At 71.6% G+C, this 1,899-nt stretch carries 1 pseudogene; it reads right to left on the reverse strand.

The window, feature by feature from the left end:
• Nucleotides 1-1,783 (reverse strand): annotated as a pseudogene (locus R1101_RS28220) (FtsW/RodA/SpoVE family cell cycle protein); the annotation flags it as partial.
• Between the last annotated feature and the right edge of the window lie 116 nt (nucleotides 1,784-1,899).

The raw sequence follows: 1,899 nt of genomic DNA on the forward strand, positions 1-1,899 counted from the left end.
TCTCGACGTTGTCCGGGGTGCCGAGGAAACCCGCGGATTCGGCGGGCAGGTCGATTCCCGAGGGAGCGCCCACCCCGAGTTCGGCGGCGGTCTCCGCGATGCGGTAGGGACCGAGGAGGTCGGCCAGTTGGTAGAAGTACACGTTGTCGGACCACTGGATCGCCCCGAGCAGATTGTTCGGGCCCATCGGCTGCCAGTTGGCGAAGGTGTGACCGCCGTAGGTATAGGCAGCGCCGCCTGCCAGGAACGCGTCCGGTGACAGCACGTCGAAAGCTGCGTTCGTCGACGCCGTCACGATCTTGAACGTCGAGCCCGGCGGCACCGCCGTCTGGACGGCGTGGTTCAGCATGCGGCCCGGCCCCGATCCCGCGGTCTGCGCTTCGATCGCGGCCGGATCGGCCGGAGGTCCGTAGACGTTGTTGTCGTAGCCCGGCACGCTCGCCAGCGCCAGCACCGCACCGGTGCGGGCGTCCATCACGACCGCCGCGCCGAGGTCGCCTCCACTGGTGCGCACCGCCTGGGCGAGGGCCCCGGTCGCGGCCTGCTGCATACCGAGGTCGAGGTGCAGCCGCAGGTCGTGGCCGTGTATCGGATCGACCCGCTCCCCCGTGCCCACCGGGCGCCCGGACGGATCGACGTACACGCACTGGCGGCCGTCGACGCCGCGCAGCAGCGCGTCGTACTGCCGTTCCAGTCCCGCCTTGCCGACCCGCGATCCGAGCGCGAGGGTCGGCCAGACCTCCATGTCCTGCCGGTCCGCGACCCCGACGTACCCGAGGAGCGACGCGAGCACTTCCCCGTGCGGGTACTGCCTGCGTCCGGTCGGGTAGACCAGCACCCACGGCAGCCGGGCATCGACGATCGCCCGGGCCTGGTCGGGCCCGACGCGTCCCAGCACGACCTGCAGTTCCCCGTCGCTCCGGAGTTCCTCCTCGAGCTGTTCCGGAGTGATGCCGAGCAGCGCGGCGAGTTCGTGGTGCGCCGACGGGTTGCTCTCGGCGAACATCCGGGCGACCACCGCGACGGTGTACTCGGCGACATTGGTCGCGACCGGAACGCCGGTCCGGTCGAGGATCTGCCCGCGTTCGGCGGGTAGACGGATGCAGCGCAACATCTGTGTGTCGCTGGTCGCGCGCAGTTCGGTGCCGTGGTCGGTCTGCAGCTGGTAGGCGAACACCGACATCGCGACGAGCGAGGCCGTCGTCAACACTGCCCCCGCCGTCACGCCCCGCGGCAGGCGCCGCTTCGTGGACTCGGTGGCCCACAGCTGCCGGGTCACACCGTCGCGGCGCACCGCGAGAACGAGGCCGATGGACACGAATCCGACGATCGAGGCGGTGCCCCCGTAACTGAAAACGGGAATCGGCATGCCGGTGTGCGGCAGCAGCGACAGGCTCTGGGCCACCGACACCGCGGTGTGCAGTCCGAACAGCCCGCCGACGCCCGCGGCGACGAGTGCCGCCTCCCGCGTCCGTGCCGTGCGGGCGGCGACCACCGAACGCCACACGATGATCACGACGGCCAGCACGACGGCGATACCGGCCACCAAGCCCCACCCGTACACCAGGCTCGCGAAGGCCAGATCGTGCTGGGATTCGGGCAGGTACTGGGCCCTGAGGTCGTAGTCCGGTTCGCGCCCGAGACCCCACCAGCCCGCACTGCCGATCGCGATGTCCGCCTGCCATGCCGCCCAACCCGACCCCTGGGGGTCGGCGCCGCCGCCCGACAGGAAGACGTGAATCCGCTCGAGCTGGTACGGACGCAGGAACAGCACGGGCCAGGGGGCAGGCCGGAGGGGCCGGAGGCCCCCGGAGGTCGGCCGGGAACCGAACCGGGGGGGAACCAGGGAGGGTCCGTGGGTGGGTCGGGGGTCCCGGGGGCCCGGGTCCCGTCCCGTCC

This window comes from Rhodococcus sp. R1101, assembly GCF_000278445.1.
GTDB classification, from domain to species: domain Bacteria; phylum Actinomycetota; class Actinomycetes; order Mycobacteriales; family Mycobacteriaceae; genus Rhodococcus; species Rhodococcus gordoniae.